18 protein-coding genes are annotated in these 21,763 nt (G+C 64.2%); 5 read left to right on the forward strand and 13 right to left on the reverse strand.

Features of this window, described 5'->3' with window-relative positions; genetic code table 11:
* The first annotated feature begins 50 nt into the window (after positions 1 to 50).
* Positions 51 to 557, forward strand: coding sequence for an RNA pyrophosphohydrolase (locus tag ABIA96_RS21260; RefSeq protein ID WP_354139009.1), 507 nt, complete (start codon positions 51 to 53; stop codon positions 555 to 557).
* Between the two features lie 63 nt (positions 558 to 620).
* Complete coding sequence (locus tag ABIA96_RS21265) at positions 621 to 1,121, forward strand: RNA pyrophosphohydrolase (protein ID WP_354139010.1); 501 nt, start codon at positions 621 to 623, stop codon at positions 1,119 to 1,121.
* Between the two features lies 1 nt (position 1,122).
* On the opposite strand, the gene ABIA96_RS21270 is transcribed toward ABIA96_RS21265, so the two are convergent.
* The 6 genes from ABIA96_RS21270 to ABIA96_RS21295 all read right to left on the reverse strand — a co-directional run bounded on the left by ABIA96_RS21270 (position 1,123) and on the right by ABIA96_RS21295 (position 8,046).
* Positions 1,123 to 2,772: an adenylate/guanylate cyclase domain-containing protein gene (locus ABIA96_RS21270; protein ID WP_354139011.1), complete on the reverse strand. Its 1,650-nt coding sequence runs from the start codon at positions 2,770 to 2,772 to the stop codon at positions 1,123 to 1,125.
* Between the two features lie 147 nt (positions 2,773 to 2,919).
* A complete protein-coding gene (locus ABIA96_RS21275) occupies positions 2,920 to 3,327 on the reverse strand; it encodes a F0F1 ATP synthase subunit epsilon (RefSeq protein ID WP_354139012.1) in 408 nt (135 codons plus the stop codon).
* An 87-nt stretch (positions 3,328 to 3,414) separates the two neighbouring features.
* Positions 3,415 to 4,857 (reverse strand): F0F1 ATP synthase subunit beta, encoded by a 1,443-nt coding sequence (gene atpD / locus ABIA96_RS21280; RefSeq protein ID WP_354139013.1) that lies wholly within the window; start codon positions 4,855 to 4,857, stop codon positions 3,415 to 3,417.
* A gap of 52 nt (positions 4,858 to 4,909) precedes the next feature.
* Complete coding sequence (locus ABIA96_RS21285; protein WP_354139014.1) at positions 4,910 to 5,785, reverse strand: F0F1 ATP synthase subunit gamma; 876 nt, start codon at positions 5,783 to 5,785, stop codon at positions 4,910 to 4,912.
* A gap of 171 nt (positions 5,786 to 5,956) precedes the next feature.
* A complete protein-coding gene (gene atpA, locus ABIA96_RS21290; protein ID WP_354139015.1) occupies positions 5,957 to 7,486 on the reverse strand; it encodes a F0F1 ATP synthase subunit alpha in 1,530 nt (509 codons plus the stop codon).
* The gene (locus tag ABIA96_RS21295) at positions 7,486 to 8,046 is read right to left on the reverse strand and encodes a F0F1 ATP synthase subunit delta (RefSeq protein WP_354139016.1); all 561 of its coding nucleotides are present in this window, start codon (positions 8,044 to 8,046) and stop codon (positions 7,486 to 7,488) included. Before ABIA96_RS21295 ends, atpA begins: the two co-directional genes overlap by 1 nt.
* Before the next feature lie 648 nt (positions 8,047 to 8,694).
* Here ABIA96_RS21295 and ABIA96_RS21300 point away from each other — a divergent pair.
* Positions 8,695 to 9,201: a septal ring lytic transglycosylase RlpA family protein gene (locus tag ABIA96_RS21300; RefSeq protein ID WP_354139017.1), complete on the forward strand. Its 507-nt coding sequence runs from the start codon at positions 8,695 to 8,697 to the stop codon at positions 9,199 to 9,201.
* A 210-nt stretch (positions 9,202 to 9,411) separates the two neighbouring features.
* Here ABIA96_RS21300 and ABIA96_RS21305 read toward each other — a convergent pair whose 3' ends face one another.
* Entirely contained in the window at positions 9,412 to 11,622 is a 2,211-nt protein-coding gene (locus ABIA96_RS21305) for a primosomal protein N' (RefSeq protein ID WP_354139018.1), read from the reverse strand.
* Between the two features lie 112 nt (positions 11,623 to 11,734).
* Between ABIA96_RS21305 and ABIA96_RS21310 the strand changes: the two genes are divergently transcribed.
* Both ABIA96_RS21310 and ABIA96_RS21315 read left to right on the forward strand, forming a co-directional pair.
* Positions 11,735 to 12,700 (forward strand): tyrosine recombinase XerC, encoded by a 966-nt coding sequence (locus ABIA96_RS21310; protein ID WP_354139019.1) that lies wholly within the window; start codon positions 11,735 to 11,737, stop codon positions 12,698 to 12,700.
* 102 nt (positions 12,701 to 12,802) lie between these two features.
* Positions 12,803 to 13,396, forward strand: a complete 594-nt coding sequence (locus tag ABIA96_RS21315; protein ID WP_354139020.1) for a DUF4337 domain-containing protein — start codon at positions 12,803 to 12,805, stop codon at positions 13,394 to 13,396.
* 106 nt (positions 13,397 to 13,502) lie between these two features.
* On the opposite strand, the gene ABIA96_RS21320 is transcribed toward ABIA96_RS21315, so the two are convergent.
* The 6 genes from ABIA96_RS21320 to sucD all read right to left on the reverse strand — a co-directional run bounded on the left by ABIA96_RS21320 (position 13,503) and on the right by sucD (position 21,755).
* Positions 13,503 to 14,033, reverse strand: a complete 531-nt coding sequence (locus tag ABIA96_RS21320) for a hypothetical protein (protein ID WP_354139021.1) — start codon at positions 14,031 to 14,033, stop codon at positions 13,503 to 13,505.
* A 34-nt stretch (positions 14,034 to 14,067) separates the two neighbouring features.
* Positions 14,068 to 15,468, reverse strand: coding sequence for a dihydrolipoyl dehydrogenase (gene lpdA, locus ABIA96_RS21325; RefSeq protein WP_354139022.1), 1,401 nt, complete (start codon positions 15,466 to 15,468; stop codon positions 14,068 to 14,070).
* A 55-nt stretch (positions 15,469 to 15,523) separates the two neighbouring features.
* A complete protein-coding gene (locus ABIA96_RS21330; protein ID WP_502918843.1) occupies positions 15,524 to 16,285 on the reverse strand; it encodes an SDR family oxidoreductase in 762 nt (253 codons plus the stop codon).
* A 55-nt stretch (positions 16,286 to 16,340) separates the two neighbouring features.
* A complete protein-coding gene (gene odhB / locus ABIA96_RS21335; RefSeq protein WP_354139024.1) occupies positions 16,341 to 17,582 on the reverse strand; it encodes a 2-oxoglutarate dehydrogenase complex dihydrolipoyllysine-residue succinyltransferase in 1,242 nt (413 codons plus the stop codon).
* A gap of 181 nt (positions 17,583 to 17,763) precedes the next feature.
* Positions 17,764 to 20,733 (reverse strand): 2-oxoglutarate dehydrogenase E1 component, encoded by a 2,970-nt coding sequence (locus ABIA96_RS21340; RefSeq protein WP_354139025.1) that lies wholly within the window; start codon positions 20,731 to 20,733, stop codon positions 17,764 to 17,766.
* 137 nt (positions 20,734 to 20,870) lie between these two features.
* Positions 20,871 to 21,755 carry a succinate--CoA ligase subunit alpha gene (gene sucD, locus ABIA96_RS21345; RefSeq protein ID WP_354139026.1) on the reverse strand — a complete coding sequence of 295 codons (885 nt, stop codon included), beginning with the start codon at positions 21,753 to 21,755 and terminating at the stop codon, positions 20,871 to 20,873.
* Positions 21,756 to 21,763 lie beyond the last annotated feature (8 nt).

A 21,763-nucleotide genomic window follows, 5' to 3' on the forward strand; every position in this document is an offset into this window, starting at 1 on the left:
TGCGGCATGGCTCAACGGGCCTGCCGGCCGTATGCGAGGGGTTTGGCGGAATGGCGCGTTATGAGGATCTGCCCTACCGAACCTGCGTCGGAGTGATGCTGATCAACACGAAGGGCCTGGTGTTCATCGGTCGTCGTGCCGGCGGTATTGAGCATGTCGATGACGGCCATGTCTGGCAGATGCCGCAGGGCGGCGTCGATCCCGGCGAGGACAATTGGGACGCCGCGAAACGCGAGCTCTATGAAGAGACCAGCGTGCGCTCGATCGAGCGGCTGGGCGAGGTGCCGGACTGGCTGATCTACGACATCCCACGCACGGTCGCGGGCCGCGCCTGGAAGGGCCGCTACCGCGGCCAGCGTCAGAAATGGTTCGCGGTACGCTTCACCGGCAAGGACAGCGAGATCAACGTCGAGAAACCCGGCGGCGGCGGCCACAAGGCCGAATTCATCAGCTGGCGCTGGGAGCCGATGAAAAACCTGACCGAGCTGATCATTCCGTTCAAGCGCCCGGTCTACGAGCGCGTGGTGAAGGAATTTTCCGCACTGGCGGATGACTAAATCAAATTGTCACCCGGCTTTGATGCTAAGGCATCGCCCGGACTGACAACGAGAGATCCACGCGTGACGAACGAAAAACCCTACCGTCCCAATGTCGGTATCGCGCTGTTCAATGCCGATGGCCGTGTGCTGATCGGGCACCGTTTCAAGGGCGACGGGCCTGAGATCATTTTGCCCGGCCTCGACTGGCAGATGCCGCAAGGCGGCGTCGACGAGGGCGAGGTCTTGCGCGATGCCGCCATGCGCGAGCTCTGGGAGGAGACCAGCGTCAAGAGCGCAGCCTATCTCGGCGAGACCGACTGGCTGAGTTACGAGTTCCCGCCCTATGACGGACCGCAGACGCATCGGCTCGCGAAGTTTCGGGGCCAGCGCCAGAAATGGTTCGCGCTGCGCTTCACCGGCAAGGACGACGAGATCGATCCGCTGACGCCGCGCAACGACCAGCCCGCCGAATTCGATGCATGGCGCTGGGAGCGCCTCGACCGTGTCGCCGATATCGTGGTGCCGTTCCGCCGCGACGTCTACCGCGCGGTGGCCGAGCGGTTTGCGCCCTTCGCGCGCTAGTCTAATTCGTCGGCCCGACCGTAAACGGGCCGATCGCGATCACATGGCAGTCGCTGTCGTGCTTGACGCAGTCGGCGAGCGCGCCGTTGACGGCGGTTTGTTCGTCGGCAGCATTCAAGCCGAGACCGGGGCGGCCCGCGGTGCCGACGGCAACCGCATTCCAGCCCATGCCGTCGCCGAGCTTGCGCACCACGTCGTCGCGCGCATCGGCCACGATCGAGGCATTGGTCGCCGCGTGGAAGAAGCCGCTGGCCTTGAGCAGGGTCGGGATCGGCACCACGAAGACATCGTCGACCGCCACGATCATGCAGGCCACGCCGGCGATGCCACCGCAGGACTCCAGCGAACGCCGCGTCGCCTCATCAACCGACGATGCGCCCAGCACCATGAAATATTGTCCATTCGGGCCGAGCGCGACCGAGCGTGATTTTGCCGCCGGCGCGTAGATGTTCTCGACGCGAGTCCTGGCCTGATTGCGCAGCATCGGAAAGTCTTTCGACACGAAGGGGCGCTCGGTCTTCGGATCGTGCCGCACCCAGGGCTGCGGCGGCATGGGCGGACTACCATGGCTGTAGACCACCTTGTTGCCCACCGCATAGAGCTCGCAGCGTCGCGGTGATTGCGCGGCGTCAGCGCGCTTCTGGCACTGGTCGAGCGCCATATTGCGCGCGGCCTCCTCGTTCGGCTGATTGACCGAGAACCCGTTGAAACCGCCGATGTTCAGGGCGAAGGCCTTGTAATCGCCGGCGGTGGAATATTCGCTGCCGAGATAGGCGCGCTGGCGCTCGCCAAGGAAAGGCACCGCGTCCACGACGATTTTTCCGCCCGACCCGGCTGGTGGCGACGGCGTCGGCGACGTGGCAGCCGCCGCACTTTGGGTCGGCGTCGGCGAGGGCTCAGGCGCCTTGGTCGCGATCGTGGGCGTCGCACTGGATGATGGTGCAGCAACGGGGCTCGGCGTGGGCGCGGCCGCGGTCGACGACATCTGGATGGTCTCGAGCTTGGTGAAATAGAGGAAGCCGCCGACGCCGATCGCGACGACGGAGACCACACCGACCACCAGCGGCCACATCCAGTTCGGCGCGGGCGCTGCCTTGGCGACCTTCTTCACCTGCGGCGTCGTATAAGTCCCGTCCTCGCGCCGCATCGCCACCATGTAGGCGTGCACCGGCGTCGGAATGTTCTTCACTTCCTGGGCGCCAATATCGGCGAATTGCACCGACAGCTTGTTCGCAACCTGCTCGTGCACGGCGCGGGAGACGCAGATGCCGCCGACCTCGGCGAGGCCTTCGAGCCGTGCCGCGATGTTGACGCCGTCGCCGAGAAGATCGCCGTCGCGCTCGACCACGTCGCCGATGGTGATGCCGATGCGGAACGACATCTGCCGGCTCGGCGGATAGGCCATGTTGCGCGTCCGCAGGCTCTCCTGGATGTCGATCGCGCAGCGCACCGCGTCGACCGCGCTCGGGAATTCCGCGAGCACGGCATCGCCGGCGGTGTTGAAGATGCGCCCGTTCGCCTTGGCGATGAAATCGTCAATGACTTCGCGATAGGACGCCAGACGCCGCAGCGTCTCTTCCTCGTCTTCCGCAACGAGCCTCGAATAGCCGGCAATATCGGCCGCGAAAATCGCCGCGATCTTGCGCTTCATCTGCACCAGCCCTGGAACCTCTGTCGCGGCGCAGAATGCCGTTATCGGCGTCGCGGTGCAACAAAGTTTCAGCGCCCGCCACTTCCGTGACGAGCGCTGATCCTGTTCAGAAATTCGAGTTTGAGCCCCGGAGCAGTGCGCCGGGGCTTAGTGCATAGCCGTGGAGTTGAGCTGCTGCTGGATGCTCTTGAAGTGATCGAGTCGCTCGATGGCCTGATCGAGCTCGCTGCCTTCGTGCTCCTTCAGCCCTTCTTCCATCCCGGAGATGGTCTCGGCGAACTGGGCGCGATCGAGATCGGCCAGCGACGTCGCGACATCGGCCAGAACCGTCAGACCCTTTTCAGAGACTTCGGCGAGACCGCCGAGCACGATGACCTTCTCGTGCTTGCCGCCGGTGGTGACGGTGAGGATGCCGGGGCGGATCGCAGCCACGACCGGCGCATGCCCCGCCAGCACGCCGAAGTCACCTTCGACGCCGGGAATATCGACCTGGTCGACTTCGCCCGAGAACGCGAGCTTTTCCGGAGAGACGAGATCGAAGTGGAAGGTGGCCATTGAGATGCCCTTGCAAATAGCGAGTGGCGAATAGCGAGTGGCGGTCGGGAGAGCGGACTTCGCTACTCCCTATTCGCCATTCGCCTCTTAGGCAGCTTCCGCCGCCAGCTTCTTGCCCTTCTCGACCGCCTCTTCAATGGTACCGACCATGTAGAAGGCGGCTTCCGGCAGGTGGTCGTACTTGCCTTCCACCAGGCCCTTGAAGCCCTTGATGGTGTCGGCGAGATCGACGAACTTGCCCGGCGAACCCGTGAAGATTTCGGCGACGAAGAACGGCTGCGACATGAAGCGCTCGACCTTGCGGGCCCGGGCCACCGTCAGCTTGTCCTCTTCCGAAAGCTCGTCCATGCCGAGAATGGCGATGATGTCCTGCAGCGCCTTGTAGCGCTGCAGCACCTGCTGGACCTGACGGGCGACTGCGTAGTGCTCCTCGCCGACGACCAGCGGGGAGAGCATGCGCGAGGTCGAGTCGAGCGGATCCACCGCCGGATAGATGCCCTTTTCGGCGATCGAGCGCGACAGCGTGGTGGTCGCATCAAGATGCGCGAACGAGGTCGCGGGCGCCGGGTCGGTCAAATCGTCGGCCGGAACGTAGATGGCCTGCACCGAGGTGATCGAACCCTTCTGCGTGGTGGTGATGCGCTCCTGCAGCGCGCCCATGTCGGTCGCGAGCGTCGGCTGATAACCCACGGCCGAAGGAATACGGCCGAGCAGCGCCGACACTTCGGAACCGGCCTGGGTGAAGCGGAAGATATTGTCGACGAAGAACAGCACGTCCTGGCCCTTGTCGCGGAAATCTTCCGCGATGGTCAGGCCGGTGAGCGCGACGCGGGCGCGGGCGCCCGGGGGCTCGTTCATCTGGCCGAACACCAGCGCGCACTTCGACTTCACGCTCGGATCCGGATTCTTGGGATCGGCGTTGACCTTGGATTCGATGAACTCGTGATAGAGATCGTTACCCTCGCGGGTACGCTCGCCGACGCCGGCGAACACGGAGTAGCCGCCGTGCGCCTTCGCGACGTTGTTGATCAGCTCCTGAATCAGCACGGTCTTGCCGACGCCGGCGCCGCCGAACAGGCCGATCTTGCCGCCCTTCGCATACGGAGCAAGAAGATCGACGACCTTGATGCCGGTGACGAGAATTTCAGCTTCAGTCGACTGGTCGGTGTAGCTCGGCGCTTCCTGATGGATGGCGCGCAGGCCTTCCGACTTGACCGGGCCGGCTTCGTCGATCGGCTCGCCGATGACGTTGATGATGCGGCCGAGCGTGCCTTCGCCGACCGGAACGCGGATCGGCGAACCGGTGTCGGTTACTTCCTGGCCGCGCACCAGACCCTCGGTCACGTCCATCGCGATCGTGCGCACGGTGGACTCACCGAGATGCTGCGCAACTTCCAGCACGAGGCGGATATTGCCGTTCTTGGTTTCGAGCGAATTGAGAATGGCCGGCAGGTGGCCTTCGAACTGAACGTCGACGACGGCGCCCATGACCTGGGTGACGCGACCGACCGGGTTAGCTGCTGTAGCCATGAAGCTCTCCTTCGAAATTCTGTACTTGAACGACCGTCGTTTGGTTCGTGCGTCAGACCGCCTCGGCGCCGGAGATGATCTCGATCAGCTCCTTGGTGATCTGGGCTTGACGGGTTCGGTTGTAGATCTGGGTTTGCTTGCGGATCATTTCGCCGGCGTTACGGGTGGCGTTGTCCATCGAACTCATCTGCGCGCCGTAGAACGAGGCGTTGTTCTCGAGCAGCGCGCGGAAGATCTGGACAGCGATGTTGCGCGGTAACAGGCCCGAGAGGAGTTCGTCCTCCTCCGGCTCATATTCGTAGGACGTCGACGGCGCGTTCGCCGCCTTTTCTTCCACGACCAGCGGAATGATCTGCTGCGCGGTCGGGATCTGGGCAATCACCGACTTGAACTGCGCGTAGAACAGCGTGCAGACGTCGAACTCGCCGTTGTCGAAACGGGCCAGCACCTTCTTGGCGATGTCCTCGGCGTTGACGAAGCCGAGCTGACGAACGCCGCGCAGGTCGAGATGCTCGACGATCTGCTTGTCGAACAGGCGACGGAGCTGCTCATAGCCCTTGCGACCGACGCAGAAGAATTTCACGTCCTTGCCCTGGGCCATCAGCGCCTGGGCGCGCTCGCGCGCGAGGCGCACGATCGAGGAGTTGAAAGCGCCGGACAGACCGCGCTCGCCGGTGCAGACGAGCAGCAGGTGAACCTGATCCTTGCCGGTGCCGGCGAGCAGCGCCGGCGCACCGGGCGAACCTGCGGCAGCGCTGGCGATATTGGAGATCACCGCGCTCATCTTGTCGGCATAGGGGCGTGCAGCTTCCGCCGCCTGCTGGGCGCGGCGCAATCTGGACGCCGCGACCATCTGCATGGCCTTGGTGATCTTTTGCGTCGCCTTGGTGGAGGCGATGCGGACGCGCATGTCTTTAAGTGACGCCATTCTTCGTTCACCCCGGCGATCAGCCTGTGGCTGGACCGCGACCCTGTCTTGTCGTCGTGCCCGGGCTCGTCCCGGGCATCCACGTCTTCGTCTCCACGCAGTACCGCGTGGATGACCGGGACATCAAATGCGAAGACGTGCTTCGCACTTTCGCCCGGCCATGACGGCTTCTTACGCGAAGCTCTTCGCGAAAGCCTCGACCACCGACTTCAGCTTCGCGGCGGTGTCGTCCGTGAGGTCGCGGGTGTCGCGGATCGAATTGAGGATCTCGACGTTCTTGCCGCGCAGCAGCGACAACAGACCGTCCTCGAACGCGCGCACCTTGTTGACCGGGAGCGGATCGAGATAGCCGTTGGTGCCGGCCCAGATCACGCAGACCTGCTCTTCCATCTTCAGCGGCGCGAACTGCGGCTGCTTCAGGAGCTCGGTCAGGCGCGAGCCGCGATTCAGCAAGCGCTGGGTCGAGGCGTCGAGATCGGAGCCGAACTGCGCAAACGCCGCCATTTCGCGGTACTGCGCGAGCTCGCCCTTGATCTTGCCGGCGACCTTCTTGGTGGCCTTGGTCTGTGCCGAGGAGCCGACGCGCGACACCGACAGACCGACGTTCACCGCGGGACGAATGCCCTGGAAGAACAGGTCGGTTTCGAGGAAGATCTGACCGTCCGTGATCGAGATGACGTTGGTCGGAATGTAGGCCGACACGTCGTTGGCCTGGGTTTCAATGACCGGCAGCGCCGTCAGCGAACCCGAGCCCTGGTCCTTGTTCAGCTTCGCCGCGCGCTCGAGCAGGCGGGAGTGCAGATAGAACACGTCGCCGGGATAAGCTTCGCGACCCGGCGGACGGCGCAGCAGCAGCGACATCTGGCGGTAGGCGACGGCCTGCTTGGACAGATCGTCATAGATGATGACCGCGTGCATGCCGTTGTCGCGGAAATATTCGCCCATGGTGCAGCCGGTGAACGGCGCGATGTACTGCATCGGCGCCGGATCCGAAGCGGTGGCGGCGACGATGATCGAGTACTCGAGCGCGCCCTGCTCTTCCAGCACCTTCACGAACTGGGCAACCGTCGAACGCTTCTGGCCGACTGCGACGTAGACGCAGTACAGCTTGATGTTCTCGTCGGGCTGCGCGTTGAGCGGCTTCTGGTTCAGGATGGTATCGAGCGCGATCGCGGTCTTGCCGGTCTGACGGTCGCCGATGATCAGCTCGCGCTGGCCGCGGCCGATCGGGATCAGGGCGTCGATCGCCTTGAGGCCGGTCGCCATCGGCTCGTTCACCGATTTGCGCGGAATGATGCCGGGCGCCTTGACGTCGACACGCATGCGCTTGTCGGCCTGGATCGGACCCTTGCCGTCGATCGGGTTACCGAGTCCGTCGACGACGCGGCCGAGCAGGCCCTTGCCGACCGGCGCGTCCACGATGGCGCGGGTGCGCTTGACGGTCTGGCCTTCCTTGATCTCACGGTCGCCGCCGAAAATAACGACACCGACGTTGTCGGTTTCGAGGTTCAGCGCCATGCCGCGGGTGCCGTTCTCGAACTCGACCATTTCGCCGGCCTGGACGTTGTCCAGACCGTAGACGCGAGCGATACCGTCGCCGACGGACAGCACCTGTCCGACTTCGGAGACTTCAGCTTCCTGGCCGAAATTCTTGATCTGGTCCTTGAGGATCGCGGAAATTTCCGCGGCGCGGATGTCCATCAGCCTGCCTCTTTCATCGCGTGCTTGATCGAATTGAGTTTGGTGCGAAGCGAACTATCGATCATGCGGCTGCCAAGCTTCACGACGAGGCCACCGATAATCGAGGGATCGACATTCACGTTGAGCGCGACGTCCTTGCCGGTCACCGACTTCAGGGCAACCTTGAGGGCGTCGAGATTCTTGTCCGAGAGCGCTTCCGCCACCGTGACGTCCGCGGTCGCCTCGCCCTTGAACCGGGCGACGAGAGCGCGATAGGCGCGGATGACGTCGGCCACCGCGAACAGGCGGCGGTTGGCGGTCAGCACTTTGAGGAAATTGGCGGAGATGCCGGCAATGCCGACCTTGTCCAGAACGGCCGAGAGGGCCTTGGACTGGGTATCGGCCGCAAACACCGGACTGAGGACGAGGCGCTTCAGATCGGCGCTTTCGTTCAGCAGACCCTCGAACTTGCCGAGATCGGCTTTGACCTCGTCGACCACTTTCTGGTCGCGGGCCAGTTCAAACAAGGCCGTTGCATAACGGCCCGACACACCTGAAACGGACGTATCTTCTGCAGCCACAGACGTGCTCTTTTAGCTGTCAAATTCGCAAGGGAAAAACCATCGCCACAAAGCGGCGCCTAGCGATCCAAGCCCTTGGAATTCAAGCGGGACTTTGATTCTCGGCCGACACGGGACGTGCCGGGTCCGTTAAAATCGCGGCTTTGCTAACATAGCAGGCGCGCACGTGCAACATGACGCCAAATTAAAGGCACGAGGTTCTTTCGCCAGTTCGTCGCAGCTCGCGATGCGGTCACGGCGATCGAGATGAGGACCTGCCACGCCACGGAATTGCCGCGACCGTTACGGCGGCAAGTCGCCGATTCGTTCCTGCCCCCAGCGCATAGCCGCCATGAACACGGCTCGCTGAGGCGTGACTCGATCCACCCTAACCGCGCCCTCCGAATACTTACCCAATTCTAAACGCTGATAGCGATGACTTCGATCTACAGTATTTGTAAGTAATAAATGCGCTAACAAATCGTTAAATCGAAATATTGAGCGACATCGGCTGAATATCGATTCCGGTCACAAGATGTTTCATGACGACACAGAACGGATTTACTGCCCAATTCACGCCTCATTAGGAATCGAAACGCCAACCCGCTCACAAAATGATGGGGGCTCCATTAGCCACACGTGTGGCAATACTAGCGTAGGGACCACTAAATGCTCTCTTTGAAGACGCTGGGCACTGCGACCCGGCCGCGTACGGCGATCGCTTTCGTCGCTGCAACTCTCCTCGTTGGGGGAACTGCCACCGAAGCTTCCGCCAAATCCAGGCATCACCACCGCTATTCTCACCATCACCGCCACCACGCCCAGGACGATTCCAGCGCGACCTCCGCTTGGCGCAACGCCAATGCATCGATGATGCCGTCGTCGGGCACGGGCCGCAGCTTCTCCGGCATGGCCTCCTATTACGGCAACGAGTCCGGCAGCCGCACGGCGTCGGGCCAGCGCTTCAACCAGAACGCCATGACCGCGGCGCACCGTTCGCTGCCGTTCGGCACCAAGCTGCGCGTCACCCATGGCGGCTCGAGCGTCATCGTCACCATCAATGACCGTGGCCCGTTCGTGCGCGGCCGCGTGCTCGACCTCTCCACCGGCGCTGCCCGCGCCATCGGCCTCACCGGTGCCGGCGTCGGCCGCGTCACCGCGGAAGTGGTTTCGTAACGGCGCTTGGCGCTTCAAGCGCAGCAATGCCACGTGAGCGACATGCTGCGTGAGTGAAATAAGGCCCGCTGTCTTGGGGGACGGCGGGCTTTTTTGTTTGCCCCGTCATTGCGAGGAGCGCAGCGACGAACCAATCCAGACTGCCTCCGCGGAGGGACTCTGGATTGCTTCGCTTCGCTCGCAATGACGGGGAGAGAGTGTGCCTGGCCCCTACAAAAAACTCTGCGGGTCGACGTCCACCTCGAGCTTCTGATTGCCCTTCGGCTTCGGACAGACCGCCAGCCAGTTCCGCAGATAATCCGACAGATCAAAACCGCGCGCCGACTTCACCAGGATGCGGAAGCGGTAGCGCCCCTTGATCACGGCGAGCGGGGCCTCGGCCGGTCCAAGCACGACCACGCGCTCGTCGCGCGGCGCAAGCGCGACGAGCTTGCGGCCCAGACCTTCCGCGCTGGGACGATCGCCCGCCGAAATGATCAGGCTCGCGAGCCGGCCGAACGGCGGATAGAGCGTGCGCTCGCGCAGATCAATCTCGCTGTCGTAGAAGGCTTCGCGATCGCAGGCGATCAGCGCCTTCATGACGGGATGATCCGGCTGGTGGGTCTGGAGATAACCGACGCCGCGGCCCTGCTCGCGGCCGGCGCGGCCGATCACCTGGTTGAGCAATTGCCAGGTGCGTTCCGAGGCACGCGGATCGCCATTGCTAAGGCCGAGATCCGCATCGACCACGCCGACCAGATTGAGCCGCGGGAAATTGTGGCCCTTGGCGACGAGCTGCGTCCCGATGATGATATCGACGCGGCCCTCCGCGATTTCGGCAAGCTCGATGCGCATCGTCTCGATCGAGGTGATGAGATCGCTCGACAGCACCATCGTGCGCGCGTCCGGAAACAGCGCGGCCGCCTCTTCCTGCAAGCGCTCGACTCCGGGGCCGACCGCGACCAGCGATTCCTCCGCCGCGCAGTGCGGGCAGGTTTGCGGGCGCGGCATCGAGAAGCCGCAATGATGACAGACGAGGCGCTGGCGGAAGCGATGATCGACCAGCCAGGCATCGCAGATGGTGCAGGCGAAGCGATGGCCGCACGCCCTGCACAGCGTCAGCGGCGCATAGCCGCGGCGATTGAGGAATAGCAGCGCCTGCTCGCGCTTTTCGATCGCTTTTGTGATCTCGCCTGCCAACCGCGGCGAGATGAAGCGGCCGCGCGCCGGCGGCTCGCGGCGCATGTCGATTGCCTCGATATGCGGCATGTGCTGACCGCCGAAGCGCGACGGCAGCGCGATGCGCTGATAGCGGCTCTTGCGCGCATTGACCTCGGACTCGACCGACGGCGTGGCGGAGGCCAGCACGATCGGAATCTTTGCGATATGCGCGCGCACCACCGCCATGTCGCGGGCGTGATAATGCACGCCCTCGTCCTGCTTGTAGGCCTGGTCGTGCTCTTCATCGACCACGATCAGGCCGAGATTGGCGTAAGGCAGAAACAGCGCTGAGCGCGCGCCGACCACGACCGGCGCTGTGCCTTCCGAAATCGCCGCCCAATTGCGCGCGCGGGTGCGCGGCGTCAACTCCGAATGCCATTCCAGCGGCCGCACGCCAAAACGTTGCGCGAAACGGTCGAGGAACTGGCCGGTGAGCGCGATCTCCGGCATCAGGATCAGCGTCTGCTTTCCGCGTCGTATCGTTTCCGCGATCGCCTCGAAATAGACCTCGGTCTTGCCGGAGCCGGTGACGCCGTCGAGCAGCGCCACGTGGAAGGTTCCGTTGGCCGCGAGCGCGCGCATCGCATCCACGCCGGCACGCTGCAGCGGCGAAAAATCCGGCCGGCCGAAATCCGGATCGGGGGCCGGCGGCGGTGGCGGGGGCGGCATCGGCTCGACCGTGAGCGTGCCTTCGTCGACCAGGCCATCGATGACGCCGGCCGAGACGCCGGCTTCCTTGGCGGCCTCGGATTTGGCGTGCAGCAGCCGGTCTGACAACACCTCGATGACGCGCTGGCGCGCCGGTGTCAGCCGTTTCGGGAGATCGCCGACCAGGCGTACGCCCGCGCGAACCCGCTCGGGCCCGAGGTTCTCGCCCATGCGAAGGCACATGCGCAGCACCATGCCGCGCGGGCTCAGCGTGTAATTGGCGACCCAGTCGACGACCGCGCGCAGCTCGGGCTTGAGCGGCGGGATATCGAGCTTCGCGTTGACCTCCTTGAGGCGGTTGTGCAGGCGCGGATCGGGATTGGCGTTTTCGGCCCAGACCACGCCGAGCACCTCGCGCGCGCCGAGCGGCACGCCGACGAGATCGCCCGCCTTCAGCTCCATGCCGCGCGGCACCTTGTAGGAATAGGTCTGGTCGAGCGCGACCGGCACCAGCACGTCGACCATGCGGGTCGCGTTGGCGGGGGCGGTGTTGCTGCGCGACGAATGATCCATGGAGGGAGAATCGGAACCTGGGGGCCTTGAGGCTAGCGCCGTGGCGCCGCCTTAGCGAACAGTAAACGGGTGTGATGCGATATACTGTGCGGAATCATTACGTCCAGAGCGCATGAGCAAAGCGGCCGCCCCACCCATCGAGCTCGCCAGCGCCGATCCCTCGATCGCGCAGGAGATGACGCGCTGGCTGGCGCATCTCGGCGCCGAGCGGCGGCTGTCGCCGAAGACGCTGGAGGCCTACGCCCGCGACCTCAGACAGTGCCTGGATTTCCTGTGCAGCCATTGGGGCGAACGCGTGACGCTCGCCCGCTTTGCGTCGCTCGAAGCCACCGACATCCGCGCCTTCATGGCGATGCGCCGCGCCGACGATATTGCCGGCCGCTCGCTGATGCGCGCGCTCGCCGGCCTGCGCTCGTTTGGCCGTTTCCTGGAGCGCGAGGGCAAGGGCAAGGTCGGCGCACTCTCCGCCATCCGCGCACCGAAAGTCGCAAAAACCTTGCCAAAGCCGCTGCCGATGGCATCGGCGAAGCGTCTCGTCGACGCCGACGAGCGCGCCGGCGAGGACCGCGAGACCTGGATTCTGGTACGCGACGCCGCCGTGATGGCGCTGCTCTATGGATCAGGCCTGCGCATCTCTGAGGCGCTCGGCCTGAAACGCCGCGAGGTGCCGCGGCCCGGCGAAGGCGATGTGCTGATCGTCACCGGCAAAGGCAACAAGACGCGTATGGTGCCGGTGCTGCAAAACGTGCTTGCGCTGATCGACGAATATGTCGGGATGTGCCCGCATACGCTGCCGCCGGAGGGGCCAATTTTCGTCGGCGCGCGCGGCGGTCCGTTGAGCCCACGCATCATCCAGCTCGCGATGGAGCGGCTGCGCGGCGCGCTCGGCCTGCCCGACAGCGCCACGCCGCACGCGCTGCGGCACTCCTTCGCCACGCATCTGCTCTCGCGCGGCGGCGATCTGCGCGCGATTCAGGAATTGCTCGGCCATTCCTCGCTCTCGACCACGCAGATCTATACCGGCATCGATTCCGAGCGGCTGCTGGAGGTCTATGCGAGCGCGCATCCGCGACGCTGAAGAAACGACTGTTTCCTGACATCAAGCTGTCATCGCAAGCATGCCTCTTGCGCAGCGCCCGCGGTTCGGTCAATCGTTGCGGAACCGAGGCAGGAGGGGAATATGAGTGCACACGAGAGCATGGAGCACGCCGAGCATGCCGAGCACGCATCCGGCGAGAACAAGAAGATCGCCCTTCTGATCGCAGTGCTGGCGCTGTTCCTGGCGATCTCCGAAACGCTCGGCAAGGGCGCCCAGACCGAGTCGATCAGCAAGAACGTCGAGGCCTCAAATCTCTGGGCGTTCTTCCAGGCCAAGAGCATCCGCCGCACCGTCGTGCAGACTGCCGCCGACCAGGGCAAGCTGACACTGGGCACCGCCACCGACGACGCCATGAAGGCCGCGGTGCAGAAGCAGATCGACGACTGGCAGAAGACCGCGGCGCGCTACCGCTCGGAGCCCGAAACCGGCGAAGGCACCGAGCAGCTCGCCGAGAAGGCCAAGGAAGCCGAGCACCTGCGCGACGAGGCGACCGCGAAATATCATCACTTCGAGCTGGCGTCCGCCGCCTTCCAGATCGGCATCGTGCTGGCATCCGCCACGATCATCACCGGCATGCTTCCCCTCGCCGGGGTCGCCGGCCTGCTGACGCTCGCCGGACTTGCCATGACCGTGCTCGGCGCATGGGCGCCGCACCTGTTGCATCTGCACGGGTGAGGTAATGCGGCACTTGTAGCCCGCATGGAGCGCAGCGGAATGCGGGGTCGACAGTCCCGGATGCGCTACGCTCCATCCGGGCTACGCGACCGTCACGTGGCGAGGCTCACCGCGCCTCGTGCACGCTCTTGCGAAAACGCTGGATCAGGCGAAGCGTGCGCGCGGACCAGCCTTCGCCGTTGCCCTTGACCAGCTCGCGGATGCGCCCCTTGATCGGTTCGACCAATTCGGTGGCCTTGGCGCGCAGCCTCAGTACCAGCTCATAGAGCTGCTCGAACCAGTGCATCTCCAGGAGCTTGTCGCGCGTAACGTCGAACACGAAGGCGGTGACGCCGACGCCGACCATCTTTGCGAACAGGATCGTGAAGACCGCGCTGGTCCAGTATTCATGCGCGAGCAGCCACAGGCCGACCAGCTTGAGCGGAAACAGCGGGATGATCGGGACGGCAAAGACGATCAACGTCATCGCCGGGGATAGTGCGTCGACGCGCTCCGACAGCCATTGCTTGAACCGCGCAAGCGGAATGAGTGCGACAACCCGCGCGACGATCGGTTCGCAATGGTCCCACAGCCAGGCTTCGATCAGGAAGATGATCGCCAGCAGGACCCAGACAGGTTGAAGAAAGCGGCGCAGCATGTGTTTCCCGCCCGATTCAGCCCTGGGCGCGTCGCTACATATGGATGGCCCGCTTGCCGACTGCAAGCGCGGCCTCCTTGATGGCCTCCGAGCGGGTCGGATGCGCATGGCAGGTGCGGGCGAGATCTTCCGCACTGCCACCAAACTCCATGAGAACGCAGGCCTCATGGATCATTTCGCCGGCCTCAATGCCGATAATGTGCACGCCGAGCACGCGATCGGTCTTCGCATCTGCGAGAATCTTTACGAAGCCGTCGGTGGTCTGATTGACCTTGGAGCGGCCGTTGGCGGTAAAGGGAAACTTCCCGACCGTATAAGCCACGCCGGCATGCTTCAGCTCTTCCTCGGTCTTGCCGACGGAGGACACTTCCGGAGTGGTATACACAACGCCTGGGATAACGTCGTAGTTCACGTGACCGGCTTGCCCTGCAATGATTTCCGCAACGGCAACGCCTTCATCCTCGGCCTTGTGCGCGAGCATGGGACCGGCGACGACGTCGCCGATGGCATAGACGCCCTTCAGGCTGGTGGCGAAATGCGGATCGATTTGCACGCGACCGCGGGGGTCGAGCGCAACGCCGGCTTCCTTCAGGCCGAGCCCGTCGGTGTAGGGCACGCGGCCGATGCAGACGAGCACGACGTCGGCCTCTAACGTCTCGGCAGCGCCGCCGGCAGCGGGCTCTATTGTCGCCTTCAGCGTCTTGCCGGAGGTGTCGACCGCGGTGACCTTGGCGCCGAGCTTGAACGCAAAGCCCTGCTTCTCGAGGATGCGCTGGAACTGCTTGGCGATCTCGCCGTCCATGCCGGGCAGGATGCGATCCAAAAATTCGACGACGACGACTTCGGCGCCGAGACGATGCCAGACCGAGCCGAGTTCGAGGCCGATCACGCCGGCGCCGACGATCAGCAGCTTGCCGGGGACTTTGTCCAGCGACAGCGCGCCGGTCGATGACACGATGCGTTTCTCGTCAATCTCGATGCCCTTGAGACGCGCGATGTCCGAGCCGGTGGCGATCACGATGTTCCTGGTCTCGATCACCTGCGACTTGCCGTCGGCGGAGACTTGCACCTTCCCGGTGCCCAAAATCTTGCCGGTGCCCTTGAGCACGTCGACCTTGTTCTTCTTCATCAGGAACTCGACGCCCTTGACGTTGCCGTCGATGCCCTGCTGCTTGAAGTTCATCATCGCCGGCAATTCGAGCTTCGGCGCTGAAATGCTGACGCCCATCTTGGCAAAGGAATGCCCGGCTTCCTCGAACATTTCGGAGGCGTGCAGCAGCGCCTTCGACGGCATGCAGCCGACATTGAGGCAGGTGCCGCCGAGCGTGGCGTTCTTTTCGACCACGGCGACTTTCATGCCGAGCTGGCTTGCGCGCACCGCGCAGACATAACCGCCGGGTCCGGTGCCGATGACGACGAGATCGTAGGTAGCCATGAGAGAGGTCCCGTAAGTTTAGCGTGGAAAGATGTGTCAGCGTCCGCGCGGCGCGTCAGCGTCCGCCGGACACATCGAGAGTTGCTGCGGTAACGTAGGAGGCCTCGTCCGACATCAGCCAGACGATGGCATTGGCAATTTCATCCGCGGTGCCGACGCGCTTCATCGGTACCATGTGGGCCAGACGATGGTGCCGGTCGGGTTCACCGCCGGAGGCGTGAATCTCCGTATCGATCAGGCCGGGGCGAATACCCGCGACGCGAATGCCTTCGCTTGCGACCTCGTAACCGAGGCCGATGGTGAAGGAATCGATCGCGCCCTTGGACGCGGCATAGTCGACATAGGTGTTGGGCGCGCCGAGCTTGGCAGCAACCGATGACAGATTGACGATGACGCCGCCCTGGCCGCCGTGCTTGGTCGACATCCGCTTGACGGCTTCGCGCGCGCAAAGAATGGAGCCGGTAACGTTGACCGCCATCACGCGCTGGATGCGCTCGGCCGACATCTCGTCGACGCGTACGCCGCTCTTGCCGACAATGCCGCCATTGTTGACGAGCGCGCCAAGCGCGCCGAACTTGTCGGCTTCCTTGAACAGCGCGACGATATCGCTTTCCTCGGCGACATCGCACTTCACCGCGATGGCCTTGCCGTTGCTGGCCGCGATCTCGGCGACGACCTCGTCGGCGGCCGTCTTGTTGGTGGCGTAGCCGACCACGACGCGGAACCCGCGCGCGGCTGCGGCCAGCGCGGTCGCCCGCCCGATGCCGCGGCTGCCGCCGGTGATGACAACGACTTTATCCGTCACGTTCCTCTCCATCCTTCGACAAACGCCGCCGCCCATGGAGGCGACGGCGCTTTCAAGACATCAGAGATCAGAGATCGAGCACCAGGCGCGCCGGATCTTCCAGGCTCTCCTTGACGCGAACCAGGAAAGTGACGGCTTCCTTGCCATCGATCACGCGGTGATCGTAGGACAGCGCCAGATACATCATCGGGCGGACCTCGACCTTGCCGCCGACGACCATCGGACGGTCCTGGATCTTGTGCATGCCGAGGATGCCGGACTGCGGCGCGTTCAGGATCGGGGTCGACATCAGCGAGCCGTAGATGCCGCCATTGGTGATGGTGAAGGTGCCGCCCTGCATCTCGTCGATCTTGAGCTGGCCGTCACGGGCGCGGCGACCGAAATCGGCGATGCCCTTCTCGATGTCGGCGATCGACTTGTTGTCGCAATCGCGCACCACGGGCACGACGAGACCCTTGTCGGTGCCGACGGCGACGCCGATGTGATAGTAGTTCTTGTAGATCAAATCGGTGCCATCGATCTCGGCGTTGACCGCCGGGATGTCCTTCAGCCCCTGCACGACGGCCTTGGTGAAGAAGCCCATGAAGCCGAGCTTCGAGCCGTGCTTCTTCTCGAACGCATCCTTGTAGTGCGCGCGCAGCGCCATGACGTTGGTCATGTCGACCTCGTTGAAGGTCGTCAGCATCGCGGCGGTGTTCTGCACGTCCTTGAGGCGGCGCGCGATGGTCTGGCGCAGCCGGGTCATCTTGACGCGCTCTTCGCGGGCGGCGTCATCGGCCGGCGAGGCGCTGCGCACCTGCACGGCAGCGGCGGGCTGGTTGACCGGGGTCGGCGCGGAGGCCGCGCGCTCGATCGCCGCGAGCATGTCGCCCTTGGTGACGCGGCCGTCCTTGCCGGAGCCCGGAACGGTCGAGGCATCGACGCCGGTCTCGGCGGAGAGTTTTCGCACGGACGGCGCGAGCGGCGCATCGGCCGGCGGCGCCTTCGCAGCCGGGGCCGGCGCGGCAGCAGCGGCAGCCGGGGCAGCAGCAGCGGCGGGCTTGGCGGGAGCAGCAGCCGGCTTGGCACCGGCGGCGCCTTCGGTGATCTGGCCGAGCAGCGCACCGACCGCAACGGTCGTCCCGTCGGCGGCGATGATCTCGCTCAACGTGCCGGCGGACGGCGCCGGGACCTCGATGGTGACTTTGTCGGTCTCGAGCTCCACCAAGGGCTCGTCGACGGCGACGGCGTCGCCGGCCTTCTTGAACCAGCGGCCGATGGTGGCCTCGGTGACGGATTCGCCGAGCGTCGGCACACGAATTTCAGTCATGGTCTTTTCCTTAAGGAGATCGCCAATGCGGTCATGAATTCGGAAGCCACGGCCGGGGAAAAGCAGGCCATCCAGCAAGCCGGGACGCATCGCATGCACGAGGACGTCATGTCTTGCTGGATGCCCCGCCCTTGTGCGCAAGAGCGCGCTGGGGGCGGGGCATGACGCAGTTCGAAAAAGTTCAGCTCAGTGCTTCGTCCAGGAACGCCTTCAACTGCGCCTGATGCTTGGACATCAGACCAGTGGCGGTCGCGGCGGAAGCGGCGCGGCCGACATAACGCGGACGCCGGCTCACACCGTTCGCCTGGTTCAGCACCCATTCCAGATAAGGCTCGATGAAGTGCCACGCGCCCATGTTGCGCGGCTCTTCCTGGCACCAGATCACTTCCGCCTTCTTGAAGCGGGACAGCTCGGCCACCAGCGCCTTCAGCGGCACCGGATAGAGCTGCTCGACGCGCATCAGGTAGATGTCGTCGATGCCGCGCTTCTCGCGCTCCTCGTAGAGGTCGTAATAGACCTTGCCGGTGCAGAGCACGATGCGGCGGATCTTGTCGTCCGGAACGAGCTTGATCGCCTCATTCGGCAGCATCTGGGCGTCATCATACAGGATGCGGTGGAAGGTCGTGCCCTTCGCGAGCTCTTCGAGACGCGACACCGCCCGCTTGTGACGCAGCAGCGACTTCGGCGTCATCAGGATCAGCGGCTTGCGAATCTCGCGATGAAGCTGGCGGCGCAGCGAGTGGAAGTAGTTCGCCGGCGTGGTCGGATAGACCACCTGCATGTTGTCTTCCGCGCACATCTGGAGATAACGCTCCAGACGCGCCGAGGAATGCTCCGGTCCCTGACCCTCATAGCCGTGCGGCAGGAGGCAGACGAGGCCGGACATGCGCAGCCATTTGCGCTCGCCCGAGGAGATGAACTGGTCGAACACGACCTGCGCACCGTTGGCGAAGTCGCCGAACTGGGCTTCCCACAGCGTCAGCGTGTTCGGCTCGGCAAGCGAGTAGCCGTATTCGAAGCCGAGCACGGCCTCTTCCGACAGCAGCGAGTTGATGACCTCGTAATGGCCCTGGTCGTTGCCGAGATGGTTGAACGGCGTGTAGCGGCTCTCGTCCTCCTGGTCGATCAGGACCGAATGGCGCTGCGAGAATGTGCCGCGCTCCGAATCCTGTCCGGACAGACGGACGTGATGGTTCTCGTTGAGCAGCGTGCAGAACGCCAGCGCCTCGCCGGTCGCCCAGTCGATACCCGTGCCGCCGTCGATCGCCTTGGAGCGGTTTTCGAGGAAACGCTGGATGGTGCGGTGGGCACGGAAGCCGTCCGGAACCTTGGTGATCTTGCGGCCGATATCCTTCAGCTCGGCGATGTCCACGCCGGTGACGCCGCGGCGCGCATCTTCTTCCTGGTCGGCGATCTTGAAGCCGGCCCATTTGCCGTCGAGCCAATCGGCCTTGTTGGGCTTGTAACCCGAGCCGGCTTCGAGCTCGGCATCGAGCCGCGCGCGCCAGTCCGCCTTGGCCTTGTCGACCTCGCCCTCGGTCAGCACGCCTTCGCTGATCAGACGGCGGGCATAGAGCTCCAGCGTCGTCGGATGAGCCGCGATCTTCTTGTACATCACCGGCTGGGTGAAAGCCGGCTCGTCACCCTCGTTGTGGCCATGCCTGCGGTAGCAGAACATGTCGATGACAACGGGCTTGTGGAATTTCTGCCGGAACTCGGTCGCAACCTTGGCCGCGAACACCACGGCCTCCGGATCGTCGCCGTTCACGTGGAAGATCGGCGCGTCGATCATCTTCGCCACATCCGACGGATAGGGCGAGGAGCGCGAGTAACGCGGATAGGTGGTGAAACCGATCTGGTTGTTGACGATGAAGTGCACGGAGCCGCCGGTGCGGTAGCCCTTCAGGTCGGACAGACCGAAGCATTCCGCGACCACGCCCTGGCCCGCGAACGCCGCGTCGCCGTGCATCAGCAGCGGCATCACCGAGATCCGCTGGTCCGGCGGATCGCCATGCTGGTCTTGCTTGGCGCGGACCTTGCCGAGCACCACGGGATCGACGATCTCGAGATGCGACGGGTTCGCGGTCAGCGACAGATGGATGCGGTTGCCATCGAACTCGCGGTCCGAGGATGCACCGAGGTGGTACTTGACGTCGCCGGAGCCTTCGACAGCGTCTGGATTGGCCGAGCCGCCCTTGAATTCGTGAAACAGCGCGCGGTGCGGCTTGCCCATCACCTGCGTCAGCACGTTGAGGCGGCCGCGATGCGGCATGCCGACCACGACTTCCTTCACGCCGAGATTGCCGCCGCGCTTGATGATCTGTTCGAGCGCCGGGATCAACGATTCGGCGCCGTCGAGACCGAAGCGCTTGGTCCCCGTGAACTTGGTGTCGCAGAATTTTTCGAAGCCTTCAGCTTCGACCAGCTTCATCAGGATGGCGCGACGGCCTTCGCGGGTGAAAGAGATCTCCTTGTCCGGGCCCTCGATGCGCTCCTGGATCCACGCCTTCTGCGCGGCATTGGTGATGTGCATGAACTCGACGCCGAGCGTCTGGCAGTAAGTCCGCTCGCAGATCACGGTGATCTCGCGCAAGCTGGCGTATTCGAGGCCGAGCACGTGATCGAGGAAGATCTTGCGGTCGAAATCGGCTTCGCTGAAGCCGTAGGTGCGCGGGTCGAGCTCTTCGCGATTGCGCGGGGCTTCGATCCCGAGCGGGTCGAGCTTGGCGTGGAAGTGGCCGCGCATGCGGTAGGAGCGGATCAGCATCAGCGCACGGACCGAGTCGCGCGTGGCCTGGAGCACTTCGGCGGAGGAAATGCTGACGCCTTTGTCGCCAGCCTTGGCCTGCGCCTTGGCGGCGATCTTGCTGCCGACGGCCTTCTCGACTTCGGCCCAGTTGCCGTCGAGGGCGGATGTCAGGTCGTCCTGGGGTGTCAGCGGCCAGTTGGCGCGCTCCCAGGACGGGCCCTGGGCGTTGCGGCGGACGTCGTCCGGCTGGTCCTTCAGGCTCTTGAAGAACTCCTGCCACTCGGCGTCGACCGAGGACGGGTCATTCTCGTAGCGGGCGTAGATTTCGTCGATATAGGTGGCGTTGGTGCCCTGCAAAAAGGATGAGAGGGCAAAGGCTGCGTTCGCGTCCTGGCGAGACATGCTTGAGTTCCTGGCGATTTCGGTTCGCGCATAACAAACGGCGCTGGCGTCGAGCTCCCCGGCAGAGGCTCAACGCGACAGGCACCATTTACCCTATTTGCTGCGAAACTTCGCCCGGAAAAGTACGAAGGAGTGAATTAGCCCTTCAATTTTTCGGCAAGCGTGTGGCCGAGGCGAGCGGGAGACGGCGACACTGTAATCCCTGCGGATTTCATCGCGTCGGTCTTGGAACCGGCGTCGCCCTTGCCGCCCGAAATGATCGCGCCCGCGTGGCCCATGCGGCGGCCGGGAGGTGCGGTGACACCGGCGATGAAGCCAACCATCGGCTTCTTGCGGCCGCGCTTGGCTTCGTCCTTGAGGAACTGGGCGGCGTCTTCCTCGGCGGAACCGCCGATCTCGCCGATCATGATGATCGACTCGGTCTTGGGGTCGGCGAGGAGCATTTCCAGCACGTCGATGAACTCGGTTCCCTTGACCGGGTCGCCGCCGATGCCGACTGCCGTGGTCTGGCCGAGGCCTTCCTGGGAGGTCTGGAACACGGCTTCATAGGTCAGCGTGCCCGAGCGGGAGACGATGCCGACGGAGCCGGTTTTGAAGATGTTGGCGGGCATGATGCCGATCTTGCACTCGCCCGCGGTCATGACGCCCGGGCAGTTCGGCCCGATCAGGCGCGACTTGGAAGCGGCCAGCGAGCGCTTCACGCGCACCATGTCGATGACCGGAATGCCCTCGGTGATGCAGACGATCAGCGGGATCTCGGCGTCGATGGCTTCGCAGATCGCATCGGCCGCACCCGGCGGCGGAACGTAGATCACCGACGCATCCGCGCCAGTCTTCTCACGCGCCTCGCGGACGGTGTCGAACACCGGCAGGTTCAGATGGGTCGCGCCGCCTTTGCCGGGCGAGGTGCCGCCGACCATCTTGGTGCCATAGGCAATCGCGGCTTCGGAGTGGAAGGTGCCGTTCTTGCCGGTAAAGCCCTGGCAGATGACCTTGGTGTTCTTGTCGATCAGGATGGACATGAGGTCTG

The sequence above is a fragment of the Bradyrhizobium sp. LB11.1 genome (genome assembly GCF_040549385.1).
In the GTDB taxonomy this organism is placed as follows: Bacteria; Pseudomonadota; Alphaproteobacteria; order Rhizobiales; family Xanthobacteraceae; genus Bradyrhizobium.

Coding starts and splice junctions, on each gene's coding strand:
- ABIA96_RS21315 (WP_354139020.1), top strand. CDS start 12,803: ATGAGTGCACACGAGAGCATGGAGCACGCCGAGCATGCCGAGCACGCA.
- ABIA96_RS21340 (WP_354139025.1), bottom strand. CDS start 20,733: ATGTCTCGCCAGGACGCGAACGCAGCCTTTGCCCTCTCATCCTTTTTG.
- atpD (WP_354139013.1), bottom strand. CDS start 4,857: ATGGCTACAGCAGCTAACCCGGTCGGTCGCGTCACCCAGGTCATGGGC.
- ABIA96_RS21270 (WP_354139011.1), bottom strand. CDS start 2,772: ATGAAGCGCAAGATCGCGGCGATTTTCGCGGCCGATATTGCCGGCTAT.
- atpA (WP_354139015.1), bottom strand. CDS start 7,486: ATGGACATCCGCGCCGCGGAAATTTCCGCGATCCTCAAGGACCAGATC.
- ABIA96_RS21285 (WP_354139014.1), bottom strand. CDS start 5,785: ATGGCGTCACTTAAAGACATGCGCGTCCGCATCGCCTCCACCAAGGCG.
- ABIA96_RS21260 (WP_354139009.1), top strand. CDS start 51: ATGGCGCGTTATGAGGATCTGCCCTACCGAACCTGCGTCGGAGTGATG.
- ABIA96_RS21300 (WP_354139017.1), top strand. CDS start 8,695: ATGCTCTCTTTGAAGACGCTGGGCACTGCGACCCGGCCGCGTACGGCG.
- ABIA96_RS21320 (WP_354139021.1), bottom strand. CDS start 14,033: ATGCTGCGCCGCTTTCTTCAACCTGTCTGGGTCCTGCTGGCGATCATC.
- sucD (WP_354139026.1), bottom strand. CDS start 21,755: ATGTCCATCCTGATCGACAAGAACACCAAGGTCATCTGCCAGGGCTTT.
- odhB (WP_354139024.1), bottom strand. CDS start 17,582: ATGACTGAAATTCGTGTGCCGACGCTCGGCGAATCCGTCACCGAGGCC.
- ABIA96_RS21310 (WP_354139019.1), top strand. CDS start 11,735: ATGAGCAAAGCGGCCGCCCCACCCATCGAGCTCGCCAGCGCCGATCCC.
- ABIA96_RS21275 (WP_354139012.1), bottom strand. CDS start 3,327: ATGGCCACCTTCCACTTCGATCTCGTCTCTCCGGAAAAGCTCGCGTTC.
- lpdA (WP_354139022.1), bottom strand. CDS start 15,468: ATGGCTACCTACGATCTCGTCGTCATCGGCACCGGACCCGGCGGTTAT.
- ABIA96_RS21305 (WP_354139018.1), bottom strand. CDS start 11,622: ATGGATCATTCGTCGCGCAGCAACACCGCCCCCGCCAACGCGACCCGC.
- ABIA96_RS21330 (WP_502918843.1), bottom strand. CDS start 16,285: ATGGAGAGGAACGTGACGGATAAAGTCGTTGTCATCACCGGCGGCAGC.